Source organism: Gaetbulibacter saemankumensis DSM 17032 (assembly GCF_000425645.1).
Lineage (GTDB): Bacteria > Bacteroidota > Bacteroidia > Flavobacteriales > Flavobacteriaceae > Gaetbulibacter > Gaetbulibacter saemankumensis.
In genome coordinates this window covers 73,243-90,266 of sequence record NZ_AUDV01000007.1, presented here as the reverse complement: position 1 = coordinate 90,266, position 17,024 = coordinate 73,243, and the positions used below count along the sequence as shown (strand labels likewise).

Sequence of the window (17,024 nt, the reverse complement as noted above, 5' to 3'; positions counted from 1 at the left end):
CCCTTAAAAATACAAAAAAGAATACTTGTTCTCGGTTTTTAAGATTATTTTAAGATTTAAAAACAAACTCAAGCGCTCGTTTTTCATTGTAATAGACATTGCGTTTATCAATAAAACCAACATGCCCACCATTTTTCGGCATTTCTAAAAATAAGTTAGGATTATTTTTAGCTTCTTTTACAGGATAACATTCTGGAGATAGAAAAGAATCATTTAAAGCATTTATGATAAGGGTTTTTGTTTTTATATTGGGCAGAAACTGTAAGCAGCTACTCTTTTCATAATAATCAGAAGCGTCTTTAAACCCGTGTGCCTTTGCCGTATAGACCTCATCAAAATCTCTAAGTGTATTGATAGTACAAAACTCATCAAAAGATAAATCTTCCGGATGCTTAACTGCTTTTGCAATGAGTTTGCGTTTTAAATGATTTAGAAATCGATTAGAAAAAGGTCTGTTTTTTAATTTCATCAATTCTTGGCAGGAACCATTTAAATCTGTAGGTACTGATACTGCAATTCCAGCTTTTATTTCAACAGGAAGTTCTGATCTTTCCCCCAAATATTTAAGAAGCATATTAGCCCCCAAACTAATGCCTTTAATATATATATGAGTATATTTCTTTATATGTATGGCATGATTTATTACGTCTTCCAGATCTTCGGTAGCCCCTGAATGATAACTTCTAAATTTTAAATTATCTTCACCGCTACATCCTCTAAAATTCACGCAAACAGCATCTATACCATTTTTATTAAAAAGTTTTGCCGTACCAGTTAAATATGGTCTCTGACCATGTCCTTCTAAACCATGTAATAAAATAATAAGTTTACTCGATTTTTCTTTAGCATAACTCCAGTCTAAATCTAAAAAATCGCCATCACTTAAAGTGATACGTTCACGATCCTGTTCCAGCTTTACACTCCTGAATAAACCAGAATACACAGTGGATACAAATCCGTTCTTAAACAAAAAAAATGGCTTATACGTAGATTCTATTATTGGCATTCTAACTAATTTATTTGTAATGATGTAAATTTAAAATGGGTTCCATTAAACAAGCCTTTATCACTCAATTTTAAGGCTGGAATTACCAACAAAGCCATAAACGACAAGGTCATATAAGGCGCTATTAAAGTACTCCCTAATGTCTTAGCCATCTTGTCAAGTTTGACATAAGATTCACTAACAGAGACTGCATCTTTATCACTCATAATTCCAGCTACCGGGAGCTCTAAAACTAATTGTTCTCTATCTGAAACCGCACAAATACCACCTTTATTTTCAATAAGTAAATTTACGGCTTTACATAGAGCTTCATCAGATACTCCTACCGCTATAATATTATGAGAATCATGTCCCACAGAAGAAGCAATAGCTCCTTCTTTTAATCCGAAATTTTTAATAAAGGCCATCGCAGGATTGGCATTATTATAACGATTTACGACGGTCATTTTTAAAATATCAGCTTTTACATTAGATACAATGTTATTATCGACAATGCATGCATCTGCTATTAACTCATTAGTCACCAACTGCCCCTCTAAAGCTTCAATCACACGAATTTTAGTTGACGTAGAAGCAACTTTAAAATCTATAACTGATTTTTTATCACAATTAAAATTATTTAAAGTTTCAAACTCAACAGACTGTATCAAAGTCTCGTTTCCATTAAAAACCAACTCACCATTTACATAAGTCTGTAACGTTTTGAAATCTAACAAATCCTCAACCAAAATACAATCAGCCGGATCACCTTCCTGTAATAAACCAACCTCTAAATTGTAATGCTTTACCGGGTTTACACAAGCCATTTGCAAAACCTTAAAAACGTCAAGTCCTTTTGATACAGCTCTTGCACACAATCCATTAATATGACTGAGCATTAAATCGTCTGGATGCTTATCATCACTACAGAACATTATATTCTCAAAATGCTCTTCTGCTAACCCGATTAAGGCTTCAAAGTTTTTTGCAGCACTGCCTTCTCGAATCAGGATTTTCATGCCTTTCTGAAGTTTCTCTAATGCTTCTTCGTATGTAAAACACTCATGATCGGTTGAAATGCCTGCATCGATATATTTTGAAACCTCATCGCCGCGGAGTCCCGGAGCATGTCCGTCTACAGGCTTATTAAATTGTTTTGCCAAGGCTATTTTTTTCATCACCTCAGCATCATCAAATAACACACCAGGGTAATTCATCATTTCAGCTAAATATTTAATATCAGGATTAGCCAAAAGATCCTTTATACCTTCAGAATCTATAATGGCTCCCGCAGACTCAAAAGTTGTCGCTGGCACACAGGATGGCGCACCGAAATTAAACTTAAATGGTACTTGTTTACCATTTTCAATCATAAATTCTACACCTTCAATACCCAGTACATTAGCAATTTCATGAGGATCGGAAACCGTTGCCACCGTACCATGTTTCACGGCAATTCTAGCAAACTCACTCGGCACCAGCATAGAACTTTCAATATGAATATGAGCATCTACAAATCCTGGAAGAATATAATGCTCAACATCATGTTGTTTTTGTTCTATGGAAATAATTCTACCATCTTCAACAGTAATTTCACCCTTGAAGATGCGTTTATTATGAATATCAACGATCCGCCCTTGTAATTTCAAATTTTATGATTTTAGATTAACTCGATTTGTAAAATCTCTTTAGTGCTTTCTGTAACTCGAAATCGGTTATCTGCTCTTCTATTTATAACCCAAACCACATCATCTCCTGAACATAATAACCATACATTTTCCTTATCTAATAAAGATAACTTTTCGTCTTTAAAATACTTACTTAGCTTCTTTTTTCCATTCATTCCTAATGGATAAAACACATCACCCTGCTCCCACTTTCTAATGATTAACGGGAAGGTTAATTTGTTTTTATCTACATAAAGGACGTTTAAATTTTTATGTGTAATGGCTTTAACCGATTTCAACTGCAATACCCCTTGAGATATTTCGACGGATTCATCATTTTCTGAAATATAACTATTCAACTCGCTGACTTCCTTTAAATCAGTTAACAAAAGAAAGTCTCTATCTTTAATTAAACGATGCGTATTAGATAACACTTGTTTTCCTGGTTGCGCTTCCAGCAAATTAACCACATCATCCCATTCGCTAAAACCATAATCTTTGAACACCTCAAACATATACGCCTTAGGACGGGAAAGACTCTTAAATTCAGAAATTTTTAATTTTAAAACACCATCATCCACACTCACAATAGCTCGACTTTTTAAGGCGTCAATTGTATCTTTTACGATATATGAAGTTTCATTTAAATTATCTAAAGTGCTCTGAAAACTTTGTAAAATACTTGGATTAATCTCCTTTAGCACTGGTATTACATCGTGCCTTAACTTATTTCGTAAATATTTTCTTGAAGCGTTACTACTGTCATTACGCCAAGTAATGTGTTGATCAATCGCATAAGATTCGATACTTTCCCTAGAAAACGGTAATAAAGGTCGAACAAAATAGCCATTGACTTCCGGAATCCCTGTTAATCCCTCTAACCCCGTTCCTCTGGTAAAGTTTATTAAAAAAGTTTCCAGATTATCATCAGCATGATGGGCTGTTAATATATAATCAAATTGTAACTGACTTGCCAATTCGTTAAACCAATTATAACGCAATTCACGAGCCGCCATCTGGGTAGATCGCTTATGTTCTTTCGCATAAACCTCGGTTTCGAAACTTTCTATAAAAACTTCAACCTCTAAATCTTCTGCTAAAGCCAAAACAAAATCCTCGTCGGCATCACTTTCACTACCTCGTAAATTAAAGTTGCAATGAGCCAGAGCTATATTCATGCATAATTTATGACATAAATGAGCTAGTACTACACTATCAACTCCTCCCGAAATTGCAATAAGCACCTTAGATTTATTTAGAAAATTCAGATGGTTTTCTATATGTTTTTGAAATTGTTCTAGCATGCTTCAAATATACAACTTTGCAAAATGAAACCCGGGGCTTTATCATAATTAAGGATTCACCATTTTTAATAGAAAATTATTCTAAAATTTCGTATCTTGAGAAGAGCAACCATAAAAGCTTTTACTATGGGATCGACTGAAAAATTAAATGATAAATCTACTCAAGATGCTTTCAACAAAAAAGTAGTTTCGGCTTCATTGCATCTACATGCTTATGTAAAACACCGTTTATATATTGGGCAAAAACTAAATATCATCCCCAAAAACATGTATACTTCCAGTGGTATAATTGATGAAAGTATTGCCAAATTTTACGAAAATGGTTATAATATTGAAAATGACACGCACGACATTAAATTGAAACTTTTTAAAATTGTCGACGATGACTTATACCACTTGTTTAAAAATGAAGCCTTTCATAAAAAAACAATGAGTACGGACACCATATTAAAAGAAGAATTAGATAATTTAGAAGAACATTACACCATAGATGATGACCTCGACTATATCATGAATGAGGAGTTAAACGACATTTCTTACCAGCAAGACAATCATAAAAAACAGGAATTTTTATATGATGATGACAACAGTTCCATCCTGAAAGCTTTCGATGCTCAAGATCTATCACCTAACAACTCACAAAAGGCCCTGGGAAGTCTATACCATTGGTTACCGCTTAACGTATCTAATATTGTAGATTTATTTGCCTTTGGAAAACTTAGTTTTGAAGATATTTCAAAAATTAAAAATATTGAAACCAAGCGTCTCATACTTATTTTTGATGAAATAAAAGAGAAATTTAAAGATCATATCGATTAAGACTCTAACACTTCTCGCATAGCTTTTGCCTTTATTAAGCATTCTTCATACTCGCTCAGCGGATCACTTTTAGCTGTAATCGCTCCACCCACCGAGAAAGAAACATATTGCTTAGTTTGGTTATACAAAATACTGCGAATAACCACATTAAAATCGAAATCCCCTTCGGATGAAAAATACCCCACTGCTCCTGAATACAGTCCGCGTTTGGTTTCTTCCAAATTTTCAATAATTTTCATCGCTGAAATTTTGGGTGCCCCCGTCATGCTCCCCATTGGAAAAGTCGCCATAATTATATCTACGGGATGTGTTTCTAAATTGACCTCGCAAGACACTGTAGAAATCATTTGATGCACCTGATCGAAAGTATAAATCTCACATAACTCATCCACTTTAACCGAACCTCTTACAGCTAATTTAGATAAGTCATTTCGAACCAAATCCACAATCATAATATTCTCACTTCGTTCTTTTTCATTGCTCTTTAAGGTCCGTTTTAAAAGTGAATCTTCGGATTTATTTTTAGAACGTTTAGCCGTTCCTTTTATAGGTTGAGAAACTACTTTTGTACCTTCTTTTTTTATGTAACGTTCGGGTGACGCCGACATAAGATATTTATCGCCTTGTTTTAAATAAGTGGCAAATGGTGCATTAGAAATACTATTGAGTTTATTATAAATATCTAATGGTTGTAGAATTATATTTTCAGCATAAAATTCCTGACAAAAATTAGCTTCATAAATATCGCCGTAATGTATATGCTGAAGCATCGCCTTAATTTTATCGAAATATTCATCTTTATGAATGCGTAGTTTTATTTTAACCTCCTGATGCGTTGAATGCGATTTCATTTCATCAACTTTCTGAATTTCATTTAAATCAGAATTCAATTCATCCTTAACACAATTCAAATACTGAATTTCTACTTCGTTGCCTTTAAAAAAGAACAACCTTTTAGGCTGAAAAAAATACAAATCGGGAAATCCTAAACCGTCATAATTCTCAGATTTCAGGTTTTCTACATCATTTTTTAAATCATAGGTTAAATAACCAAAGATCCAATCGTTTACCCTAGTTTGATAGTCCTTTAACTGATTAAAAGCATCAAAATAATCGGTTTGAATGCTTGTAAATGCATCGACTGCTAAAACCGCATCATAATTAGAATGATTTTGTGCATAATTATTAGAATCCAACCAGACCACATCATCAAATTGCTGACTCCAATTCAACAACTGTTGTTTAAACCTCCGAGGATCTTCAATAATCGAAATTTGCTTTGCTCTCAACCTTAAAATTTAGGCTGCAAAGTTATGCAGAATCCTAATAAAATTATAAGTTTTGTATCTTAGTTTAAATATTTTCAGAATGCACAGCTTAAAAAACGATAAATTAGAAATTTCAATAAAAAATATGGGCGCCGAATTATGTAAAATTGCGTCTGTAAAATACCAAACCCATTTTATGTGGGATGCGAATCCCGACGTTTGGCGTGGTTATGCTCCCAATTTGTTTCCAATTGTGGGTGCCCTTAAAAATAATAGTTACCTATTTGAAGGCAACACTTATACGCTACCTAAACACGGTTTCATTCGCAATAATGACGACATGGAACTCCATGAAAAAACCAATGATACCCTCACTTTTAAATTGATATATTCTGAAAAAACATTAAAAATGTATCCATTTAAATTTGAGTTTTATATCAGCTTCAAATTAATTGACAACGCGATACAAATACATCATACCATAAAGAACTTAGATATTAATCCTCTATATTTTTCTTTAGGCGGGCATCCAGCATTTAAATGTCCTGTTTTTAAAAATGAAAACTATGAAGATTATTATTTAGAATTTGAGCACGCTGAAAATTCCAAAACTCATCTTATAGACATGTCTAATGGACTTATAAGCTTAGACACCAAGCCTATCTTTAACAACACCAACACATTACCACTGAAACATGAGCTATTTAATAAGGATGCTCTGGTTTTTAAAGATTTAAAATCTAAAAAAGTAGCGCTAAAAAGTCATTCGAAAGGACGTATATTATCTGTTGAATTTCAGGATTTCCCCTATTTAGGCATTTGGGCTAAACCTTCAGGCGATTATGTATGTATTGAACCCTGGTTAGGCATTGCAGACCATGTAGATACGAATCAAGATTTTAAGAATAAAGATGGTATTATCAAACTCAATCCCGAAACCGAATTTAAGGCCAGCTACCTTGTGGAAATAGATAACAGCCATTTAGTGTAAATTAAATAATAAGCGTAACTTTGCCAGCAAAATACAGGCTTTGACATTTCAAGATTTAAATTTAAACACCCCGTTATATAACGCCATAGACGATTTAGGCTTTACCACGCCAACCCCAATTCAAGCAGAGGCATTTAGTGTGGTAAGTTCCGGGAAAGATGTAGTAGGGATAGCACAAACAGGAACAGGGAAAACCTTAGCCTATATGCTTCCTATTCTAAAAAATCTGAAATTCTCTAAGCAAGAGAACCCACGTGTCCTTATTCTGGTTCCTACTCGGGAATTAGTTGTTCAAGTAGTTAACGATATTGAAAATTTAGCAAAATACATTAACATTCGTGTATTAGGCGTTTACGGAGGAACCAATATAAATACTCAAAAACAGGCTGTTGCTGAAGGCTTGGATATTTTAGTTGCCACTCCAGGTAGACTTTATGATTTAGCTGTAAGCCGTGTTTTACAATTAAAATCAATCCAAAAATTAGTGATTGATGAAGTTGATGTGATGCTAGACTTAGGTTTCAGACATCAGTTAATAAACATTTTTGATATTCTACCTGAAAAACGCCAGAACATTATGTTTTCGGCCACTATGACTCAGGATGTCGATTTATTATTAAACGACTTTTTTAAATCGCCCGAGCGTGTTTCTATAGCTGTTTCAGGAACGCCTCTTGAAAACATCGAACAATCACGCTATATAGTACCGAACTTTTATAGCAAAGTAAATTTACTGACCCATTTACTTCAGGACAGCGAGAAATTTAATAAGGTTATTATTTTTGTTGCCTACAAAAAAATGGCAGACCGCTTATTTGAACAACTGGATGAATATTTCAAAGAAGAATTATGTATCATTCATTCTAATAAGACACAGAATTACCGTTTACGTAGCATTGAACAATTTCGAAATGGCGACAACCGAATTTTAGTGGCCACCGATGTTATGGCCCGCGGATTAGATATCGATAATGTTTCCCATGTTATCAATTTTGACGTTCCTGAATATCCTGAAAACTATATGCACCGTATTGGTAGAACTGGTCGTGCAGAACGCAAAGGAGCAACCATTTTACTCTCAACAGAAAAGGAACAAGAAGCAGTTGATGCTATTGAATCATTAATGAATATGCGTATCCCGTTAATTGACTTCCCTGACTCTGTAACAATCTCCACCGAACTCATTGAAGAAGAACGTCCACAGATAAAAGAGCGAAACAATCCTACAAAAAGAAAACAAGAAGATGAAGCTGGCGCCGCTTTCCACGAAAAAAAGGCCAAAAACCAGAAAGAAAATCTAGGTGGTTCTTATAAGTTTAAAATCGCTCAAAAATACAAAAAGCCAAAAACGAGAGGCGATAAAAATTACAACAAGCGTAACAAGAAAAAATAGTTTTCTGTAAAAACCTTTCGTAATACTTACTAGTGGTTAATTAATTAAAATTACCGTGTAGCAATAAAAAGAATATCATAAATTTGTAAAATACATTGCTACATGAATTTATGGCTAATTCTAAAGAATTAATTAAAACTACTGATTTACTTCTTGAAATTGCTTCCATATTAATGGTATCTGGAGCAAATACGATTAGAATAAACTCTAACATTGATAGATTTGTAGAGGTGTTAAATTATAAAGCATCTTGTTTTATTAGTCATAAAAGTATTGTTATGACTGTTTACACTGAAAATGATCTAGAAAGTTGTACTCGGGTTAAAAACATACCGCCATACGCTATTAACTTTTCTATCATATCAGCTATAAGTAAGCTTAGTTGGGAAGCTTCAAACGAAAACTGGAGTTTAAATGAGATCGCCCAAGCCATTAATTCTATTAAAAAAAGCAAACGCTATCCCAGAATTATAATCCTATTGGCTGTAAGTATTGCTGGTGCTGGCTTCTGTAATATCTTTAAAGGCGACTATATTAATATGTTAATAGCTTTTATAAGCACATTTACAGGACTGTTTATTTTACAGACCGCGCATCAAAAGCATTTCAACCTTTATTTCAGAATTTTTCTAGCATCCTTTATTGCATCCTTTATAGCCAGTCTAGGTGTTGTCTACGATATAGGAGCAAATCCTGTTGCTGCATTGGTAACCTCAATACTGTTCTTGGTTCCAGGAGTTCCTTTAATAAATTCATTTACAGATTTACTAGATAGCAATATTATAAACGGTCTGGTTAGATTCACTACAGGTTTAATGATTGTTTTGGCCATTGCTATGGGACTATTCCTTACATTATTAATCTTTCAACTTAATTAAAAAATGCAGGAAAGCCTTATACACTTGATAGAAGTTGCTACTTGGTCTGGATTTGCCGCCTTGGGTTTCGGCATTTTATTTAATATTCCCCGAAGTGCTATGGTGACTGTATTTTGTCTAGGATTTTTAGGTGGTTTTATAAAGTTCCTTCTAACGGAATTTGAACTTAACATCATTATTGCCACATTTATTGCCGTTATTGGTATTGCTATCATTAGTATTCCGCTAGCACATAAAATTCACCATCCTCCAGTCATTTTCTGCGTCCCACCTGTAATTCCTATGATTCCAGGATATTTCGCATACAAAACGGTACTTTCAATAATGAATTTCATATTTATAGAAACCAATTTAGATAAACGTATCGAATTGATTGATGCCATTTATTCTAATGGATTTACCATGGTTTTTATTTTAATTTCAATTGCGGTTGGCATTTCACTACCTATGCTTATTTTAAGAAAAACCACGGTTAAAAATATCTAATGTTTTGACACTGTCGAACGAGGAAGTGAAACAAGAATTTATTCAATTTAAAAAAGTGGCATAAGTCTAAAAAAAATGTTCGAAAAATGGCTGGGCTTATCACGGACTTAAACCAGCTTATAATGCCTTAAAGGATGCTAAAAACGAATCTAAAATGGAAGATTTAATTTCTGAAAGCTGGAAATATGCAGATTATGAGCTATAAAAAAAGCGAACCTTGCGGTTCGCTCCCCCAAATATTTAACCTACATCATTCTATTATTACTTTTTTAGTTAAATCACCCAAAAAAGATCTAACCGTAAAGAAATAAATACCACTAGTTAAATATTGAAAATTTAAAGTGTTATTACCTGATTGCAAATGACCTTCAAATACTTTCTTTCCCAAGACATTTGACACTATATAATTCGAAGGATGATTGACTATAATGTTTAAAATACCAGTAGAAGGATTTGGATTAATCTGTAAACTTACCTTATTAAAAGACTCCACATCTAAGGTACAATTCTCTGAAAAATTGGAACCAACATCACGTTTCCAGTCAGGACTAGATTTTGCAGTAGCTTTAGCCAAATCATCAACCTGAATACATTTTAATAATGGATTATCATGAGCCCACATGACTTCTAAATTATCTATAAACCCATTTGCTATATTTAACTCATTTAACAAAGCATTCTCATTACAATAAAATCCTTTAAGATTAGGCAACATACTTACATCTATACTCGTGAAATTACCATGAGCAATATCCATATACTGCAAACCTGTATTTTTCGTGAAATCAAGATTTGATAAACCAGTAGTATAAGCCCACAACTCTGTTAATGTGATAGTTTGAGGAAGGATTAAGCTAGATAGATTATTACAATAATAAACATCTAAATATTGTAACTTGATCAAGTTACTTAAATCTAAAGCTTCCAAAGCAGTAGAATAACATTCTAATTCCTTTATTGAATTAGTTACTGGCAAATCAAGAATGGTTAAGGACAAATTACTACCGCAATCCAAAAACTCCAAAACCTGATTAATACTTATGTCGAGAGTTATCAGATTATTTGAAATACAATTAAGCGTTACTAGATTTGGAAAAAGTGATACATTAAGAGAACCAATAGGATTATTACTGCAATCGAGCGTTTCTAAAGCTGTGTTGTTTGTATAATTAAATGTACTAATACCACTATTGTAACATCTTAACTCTGATAGCACCGTATTAGTGGTAATATCTAAAGTTGATAAATTATTTCCATAGCACCACATGAACTCTAACAGACTACATTGCGTTACATCCAAAGAATTAACTCCCGAATTATGACAATACAATGTTTTTAAAGCAGTATTTGAGGATAAATCCAAAGTCCCTAAGTCAGAGGGACTATTATTATAACACGCCAGATATTCCAATAATGGATAACCACTTACATCCAACGTGCTTAAATTGTTATTACCACAATTTAAATAACTAAGTGTATTATTATCAGGTAATGTTAAACTGGAAATATTACAATTAAAACAGCGAATATCTTTAAGTGCTATATTTTGAAACACATTAAGTTCTGCAAGAAAGTTATTACTACTACAATTTAAAGTTTCTAATGCGACAAAATCCTGAATACCCGTCATATCTTGTATTCCCTTTCCGCTAACGTCTAAGGTTGTTAAAACCTCTATTTTAGCTGTTGGAACTGAATTATTAGTAGCATCACCATCTCCTAGACTATTTACACTTCCAAGAGTTACTTCAACCCCATTAGCATCGTGAGTTTCCAAGTACATTTCAAACTGATCATCAGGAACTATAGTTTGCGAAAAAGAATAATAAGCAAAAAGTGAAAAAAAAGTATATAATAATGTTGTTTTCATAGTATGCTATTTTGAATTAATAACATAACATGAATAGATAAAGTAAAGAACTTAACCTATGAACTTAAGCTCTCATTGTAATGATTAGTTAGGAAGCAAAAAACATTATTCTATGTAACTATATAAAGTTACTAAATGTTATTCAAAAAACCACACAAGACATTCACTTTTAATATTTTAACAAAAAACCTCTTTTAAATTTATTAAAAGAGGCTTTTTTATAGCTGCTAAATTAACTATTTCATTAAATGTGCAAAGCGCGATCATCTGTTGCAGCCAAAGCCGCTTCTTTAATGGCTTCGGTAAACGTTGGATGTGCATGTGACATGCGAGATACATCTTCTGCTGATGCTCTAAACTCCATGGCTACAACAGCCTCAGCAATCATATCGGCAGCACGAGCTCCGACCATATGTACTCCTAAAATTTCATCGGTATTTTTATCGGCTAATACTTTTACAAAACCATCTATATCCATACTTGCTCTGGCACGACCTAAAGCACGCATTGGGAAAGAACCTGCCTTATAAGCTATACCAGCCTCTTTTAATTCCTCTTCGGTTCTACCAACAGCTGCCACTTCCGGCCACGTATAAACTACGCCTGGAATTAAATTATAATCGATATGCGGTTTTTGTCCTGCTAGAGTCTCGGCAACAAACACACCTTCTTCTTCGGCTTTATGTGCCAGCATGGCCCCTTTAACAACATCTCCAATCGCATAAATGTTTGAGGCATTTGTTTGTAAATGGTCATTAACTTCTATCTGTCCTCTATCGGTTAATTTTACACCAGCAGCTTCAGCGTTTAAACCATCAGTATAAGGACGACGTCCTACAGAAACTAAACAGTAATCACCTCTAAACTCAACCTCTTCGCCTTTTTTGTTATCAGCCTTCACAATCACCTCATCACCAACTCGTTCTACAGATTTTACTTTATGTGACGTATTGATTTTGAATTTTTGTTTCTTTAAAACTTTGTTTAATTCTTTAGACAACCCAGCATCCATAGTTGGAATAATACGATCCATAAATTCTACTACAGAAACCTCAGCACCTAAACGTTTATAAACCTGACCTAACTCTAAACCAATAACACCGCCACCAATTACTATTAAGTGTTTTGGAATTTCTTTTAATTTTAAAGCTTCCGTAGATGTTATGATACGCTCCTTATCGATATTAATAAATGGCAAACTAGAAGGTTTACTTCCGGTAGCTATTATCGTATTTTTAGCCTCAATCTCAGTTGTTTCTTCCCCTGCAATAGTAATATGCGTTGCATCTTTAAAACTTCCTAATCCTTGGTATACATCAATATTATTTTTCTTCATTAAGAAATCGATGCCTCCTGTTGTTTGATCGACCACCGCTTGCTTACGGGCAATCATTTTTTCTAAATTCACTTTTACATCTCCAGGGATTTCGATACCATGCTCTTCAAAATGCTTAATGGCATCTTCATAGTGATGTGAAGAATCTAAAAGGGCTTTACTTGGAATACACCCTACATTTAAACAAGTACCACCTAAAGTACTATACTTTTCTATTATGGCAGTTTTCATGCCTAATTGAGCGCAACGTATAGCTGCAACATATCCCCCAGGACCTGAGCCAATTACGGCCACATCATATGAATTCATAATTTATTTTGATATTCGTTTATTTAAAAAAAAAATGGAGTTTCAAAAATACAAATGTTTTGTTGGAAGGCAATAAAAAACAAGGGTTTATAAAGTAATTTTAAAATTTTGATATGAACATCAAAAGCTCAGAGCTAAAACATATTGATAATGAACACCTTACAACCACTAAACACCTATTGAAGTATTCCATTTTTCACATTTTTTTTGTAACTTAAAGAGTTTTATAATTAAAGTCAAAAATTATGGATGAGCATATTTATAAGAAAATAGAAATAGTAGGCACCTCAGATACATCGAGCGATGATGCCATACAAAATGCCCTAAAAAGAGCGTCACAGTCTATAAACAATCTTCGTTGGTTTGAAGTAATAGATACACGAGGTAACATAAAAAATGGAAAGGTAGATATGTGGCAAGTAACTATTAAGGTTGGCTTTACCATGAATTAAACCTTCATATAACTTCCAAAAAACTAAATACTGCCGTTATTTAGAGTTATTACTATGTAGCACATTAAAACCTAAATGATTTGCTCAGGTTACACTATAGAGCATAAACTAAAATTTTCAGAACTATTTAAAATGCGGACTACATAAAATTATGTAGTTTTGTGCTCCATGCAAAAAACCATAAACATACAAAACAAGAAAGCGCGTTTTCTTTACGAAATTCTGGATAGGTATACAGCTGGTATTGTATTAACAGGTACGGAAATTAAATCCATTCGCAGTAGTAAAGCCTCCATTGCTGAAAGTTTCTGCGAATTTAATGAACGTGGTGAACTCTTTGTTATTAACATGAATATTGAAGAATATGCCTTTGGAAACTATTACAACCACCGCCCGAAAGCCGAACGCAAATTACTTCTTAATAAACGTGAATTAAAAAAACTTCAAAAGGAAGTTCAGAGTACAGGTCTAACTATAGTGCCATTACGATTGTTTATTAACGACCGAGGTTTGGCTAAATTGGACATCGCTTTAGCCAAGGGTAAAAAACTCTTTGATAAACGCGAAACAATTAAAGACCGTGATAATAAGCGTAATCTGGATAGAATAAAAAAAGCCTATAAGTAACTTTAAGAAATCCTTAACATTCTTAAGTTTTGCAATTGGCTAATTTGTGCTTTCAAACTAACATCTATTTTGTTATGAAAAAGCACTTAAAAATTATGGCCTTTCTACTTATAACGACAAGCAGTATTTGGGCCCAAAACGAAGAAAAAAACGAAGAAAGAGATTACTCGAACAATGTTAATACTATTGATAATACGGTAAAATCTCTTTATGCTTCCATATCAGGAGAAAAGGGTGAAGACCGTGATTGGGATTTATTTAAACATCTATTCTACCCTAACGCTAAACTGATTCCTTCTGGTAAAAATACCGACCGTGAACCTCAGGTAACTTTTTTAAAACCTAATGATTATATTAAAAGCTCAGGGCAATGGTTAGTTGACAACGGTTTTTTTGAAAAAGAAATTCACCGTACCATTAATGCTTTTGGGAATATTGCTCACGTATTTAGCACCTACGAATCCTACTATAGTCTGGAAGATAAAAAACCTTTTATGAGAGGGATAAATAGCATACAGTTATTTCATGATGGCGACCGCTGGTGGATTGTGAATGTATATTGGTCGCAGGAAACACCAATTCACCCTATACCAAACAAATACTTACCAAAATAAATTATACAAACGACTAACTTATGTTAAGATTAACACACTTGCGTACAATAGCCTCTGCTGGTATATTATGCGTAACGACTTCATTTACCTGTTTTTCGCAAGTAAACAATAAGGTTCAACCTATTTTTAAAGATGGGCAGACACAAATTGTAAATGCCTTTAATACTCCAAATAAATGGATACGCCACGATGTTTTTGTTGAAACAACTTTCGATACTGATGGTGATGGCAAGCTAGACCGCATGCATGTAGATATAACCAGACCTTATCAAACAGATACGGAAAAATTAAAACTACCAGTAATATACAATTCAAGTCCTTATTTTGCTGGGGTAGCACCCGATGTAGATGGTTTATTCTGGGATGTAAATCATGAATTAGGTGAAGTAGCACCCGAACGGATTCATCCTGAAGTACAACGAACAGGTAAACGCCCGATAATTTCCAATGCATTCATAAAAACCTGGGTGCCTCGAGGTTTTATTGTTGTGCATTCTTCATCTCCCGGAACCGGATTTTCTCAAGGTAGTCCTACTGTGGGAGGGGATAATGAATCTTTAGCTCCAAAAGCTGTAATTGATTGGTTAAATGGTCGCGCCAAAGCTTATAAAGAACCTTATGGTAACGAAGAAGTAAAAGCCTATTGGAGTACTGGCAAGGTCGGTATGACCGGCACCTCATATAATGGTACCATTCCACTAGCGGCTGCTACCACGGGTGTTGAAGGTTTAGAAGTTATTATTCCCGTGGCACCTAACACCTCTTATTACCATTATTATCGTTCTAACGGATTAGTACGTTCACCAGGTGGTTATCTCGGTGAGGATATTGATGTACTTTATGATTTTATTCATAGTGGCGATGAATCTAAAAGAGCGTATAGTAACAAAACTATCAGAGATACTGAAATGAGGAAGGGAATGGATAGAATTACGGGTGACTATAATGACTTCTGGGCAGGACGTGATTATTTAAATGATATGAGTTCCATGAAGGCCGCTTTGTTAATGTCGCATGGGTTTAACGATTGGAATGTTATGCCCGAACACAGCTACCGCATCTATAAAAAAGCCAAAGATATGGGGCTTGAAACGGCCATTTACTACCACCAAAATGGTCACGGTGGACCTCCTCCTTTTGAGATGATGAATAAATGGTTTACTCATTACCTATTTGGAATTGACAATGGTATAGAAAACGAACAGAATAAAGCATGGATTGTGCGCGAAAGCGATCCCATTCAAAATCCAACACCTTACAAAGATTATCCTAATCCGAATGCTGAAAATGTAAATTTATATCTATCTGCTGGAGCACCTACTTCTGGCCAATTATCAACCATGAAGCCCTCAGAAAATCAAAAAGAAACATTAGTAGACAATTATTCTTTTGATGGAGCGACCCTGGCGCAAGCAGAAAACACCAATCACAGATTATTATATATAACACCTAAACTTTCTAAAAATCTGCATATTTCAGGAGTTCCGGAAATTACTCTAAAACTATCCAGCAGTAAGCCTGCTGCGAACCTATCTATCTGGCTGGTATCTTTACCTTGGAATAATGATCCTAATGCTAAGATTACGGACAACATTATTACCCGTGGTTGGGCCGACCCCCAGAATTACAAATCTATTACTAAGGGAGAACCTTTAATTCCAGGTAAGTTTTACGAAGTCACATTTAATTTACAACCAGACGATCAAATAATTCCCGCTGGACAACAAATTGGACTAATGATTTTCTCGAGTGATAAAGAATTTACTCTACACCCACAACCAGGAACAGAATTAACTATTGATTTGGAAGGTACTCAGTTAAAACTGCCAATTGTTGGTGGCTCTAAAAGATTTGAAAATGCGATAAACAATTAAAAATATTTCGAAGACATAAAAACGCCTAAAGTATTTCTTTAGGCGTTTTATTTTAACATAATATTTTGCACTTTTTATTTATACGAGATTACAAATAAACACGTTACAACATAATAATCAACTAATTTGGTATATCAACGTTCAGAATAAA

At 34.0% G+C, this 17,024-nt stretch carries 15 protein-coding genes; 9 read left to right on the top strand and 6 right to left on the bottom strand.

What is annotated here, in order from left to right:
• Positions 1–49: 49 nt before the first annotated feature.
• From H611_RS0105000 to tilS, 3 genes are read right to left on the bottom strand one after another with little or no spacing between them, the layout of a single operon-like run.
• Positions 50–1,006 carry a YheT family hydrolase gene (locus H611_RS0105000; protein WP_027137324.1) on the bottom strand — a complete coding sequence of 319 codons (957 nt, stop codon included), beginning with the start codon at positions 1,004–1,006 and terminating at the stop codon, positions 50–52.
• A 5-nt stretch (positions 1,007–1,011) separates the two neighbouring features.
• A complete protein-coding gene (gene ade, locus H611_RS0104995; RefSeq protein WP_027137323.1) occupies positions 1,012–2,634 on the bottom strand; it encodes an adenine deaminase in 1,623 nt (540 codons plus the stop codon).
• Positions 2,635–2,645: 11 nt separating this feature from the next.
• A complete protein-coding gene (gene tilS, locus H611_RS0104990; RefSeq protein WP_027137322.1) occupies positions 2,646–3,956 on the bottom strand; it encodes a tRNA lysidine(34) synthetase TilS in 1,311 nt (436 codons plus the stop codon).
• 96 nt (positions 3,957–4,052) lie between these two features.
• Here tilS and H611_RS0104985 point away from each other — a divergent pair, with 96 nt between their 5' ends.
• Positions 4,053–4,775 (top strand): hypothetical protein, encoded by a 723-nt coding sequence (locus H611_RS0104985; protein ID WP_157515050.1) that lies wholly within the window; start codon positions 4,053–4,055, stop codon positions 4,773–4,775.
• Here H611_RS0104985 and pabB read toward each other — a convergent pair.
• A complete protein-coding gene (gene pabB, locus H611_RS0104980; RefSeq protein WP_051238728.1) occupies positions 4,772–6,064 on the bottom strand; it encodes an aminodeoxychorismate synthase component I in 1,293 nt (430 codons plus the stop codon). The two genes, H611_RS0104985 and pabB, sit on opposite strands and share 4 nt — an antisense overlap.
• 79 nt (positions 6,065–6,143) lie before the next feature.
• Here pabB and H611_RS0104975 point away from each other — a divergent pair, with 79 nt between their 5' ends.
• From H611_RS0104975 to H611_RS0104960, 4 genes are all read left to right on the top strand, one after another.
• Positions 6,144–7,034, top strand: a complete 891-nt coding sequence (locus H611_RS0104975) for an aldose 1-epimerase family protein (RefSeq protein WP_027137319.1) — start codon at positions 6,144–6,146, stop codon at positions 7,032–7,034.
• Positions 7,035–7,074: 40 nt separating this feature from the next.
• Positions 7,075–8,427: a DEAD/DEAH box helicase gene (locus H611_RS0104970; protein WP_027137318.1), complete on the top strand. Its 1,353-nt coding sequence runs from the start codon at positions 7,075–7,077 to the stop codon at positions 8,425–8,427.
• 110 nt (positions 8,428–8,537) lie between these two features.
• Positions 8,538–9,305 carry a threonine/serine exporter family protein gene (locus tag H611_RS0104965; RefSeq protein WP_051238727.1) on the top strand — a complete coding sequence of 256 codons (768 nt, stop codon included), beginning with the start codon at positions 8,538–8,540 and terminating at the stop codon, positions 9,303–9,305.
• Positions 9,306–9,308: 3 nt separating this feature from the next.
• Positions 9,309–9,791 carry a threonine/serine exporter family protein gene (locus H611_RS0104960; protein WP_027137316.1) on the top strand — a complete coding sequence of 161 codons (483 nt, stop codon included), beginning with the start codon at positions 9,309–9,311 and terminating at the stop codon, positions 9,789–9,791.
• Positions 9,792–10,041: 250 nt separating this feature from the next.
• On the opposite strand, the gene H611_RS0104955 is transcribed toward H611_RS0104960, so the two are convergent.
• Together H611_RS0104955 and lpdA are read right to left on the bottom strand one after the other, a co-directional pair.
• Entirely contained in the window at positions 10,042–11,661 is a 1,620-nt protein-coding gene (locus H611_RS0104955) for a T9SS type A sorting domain-containing protein (RefSeq protein WP_027137315.1), read from the bottom strand.
• A 244-nt stretch (positions 11,662–11,905) separates the two neighbouring features.
• Complete coding sequence (gene lpdA, locus H611_RS0104950; protein WP_027137314.1) at positions 11,906–13,306, bottom strand: dihydrolipoyl dehydrogenase; 1,401 nt, start codon at positions 13,304–13,306, stop codon at positions 11,906–11,908.
• Between the two features lie 245 nt (positions 13,307–13,551).
• Between lpdA and H611_RS0104945 the strand changes: the two genes are divergently transcribed.
• From H611_RS0104945 to H611_RS0104930, 4 genes are all read left to right on the top strand, one after another.
• Positions 13,552–13,758, top strand: coding sequence for a dodecin (locus tag H611_RS0104945; RefSeq protein WP_027137313.1), 207 nt, complete (start codon positions 13,552–13,554; stop codon positions 13,756–13,758).
• Positions 13,759–13,926: 168 nt separating this feature from the next.
• Complete coding sequence (gene smpB, locus H611_RS0104940) at positions 13,927–14,385, top strand: SsrA-binding protein SmpB (RefSeq protein ID WP_027137312.1); 459 nt, start codon at positions 13,927–13,929, stop codon at positions 14,383–14,385.
• A 74-nt stretch (positions 14,386–14,459) separates the two neighbouring features.
• Entirely contained in the window at positions 14,460–14,999 is a 540-nt protein-coding gene (locus H611_RS0104935; protein ID WP_027137311.1) for a hypothetical protein, read from the top strand.
• Between the two features lie 20 nt (positions 15,000–15,019).
• Positions 15,020–16,873, top strand: a complete 1,854-nt coding sequence (locus H611_RS0104930) for a Xaa-Pro dipeptidyl-peptidase (protein WP_084158146.1) — start codon at positions 15,020–15,022, stop codon at positions 16,871–16,873.
• Positions 16,874–17,024 lie beyond the last annotated feature (151 nt).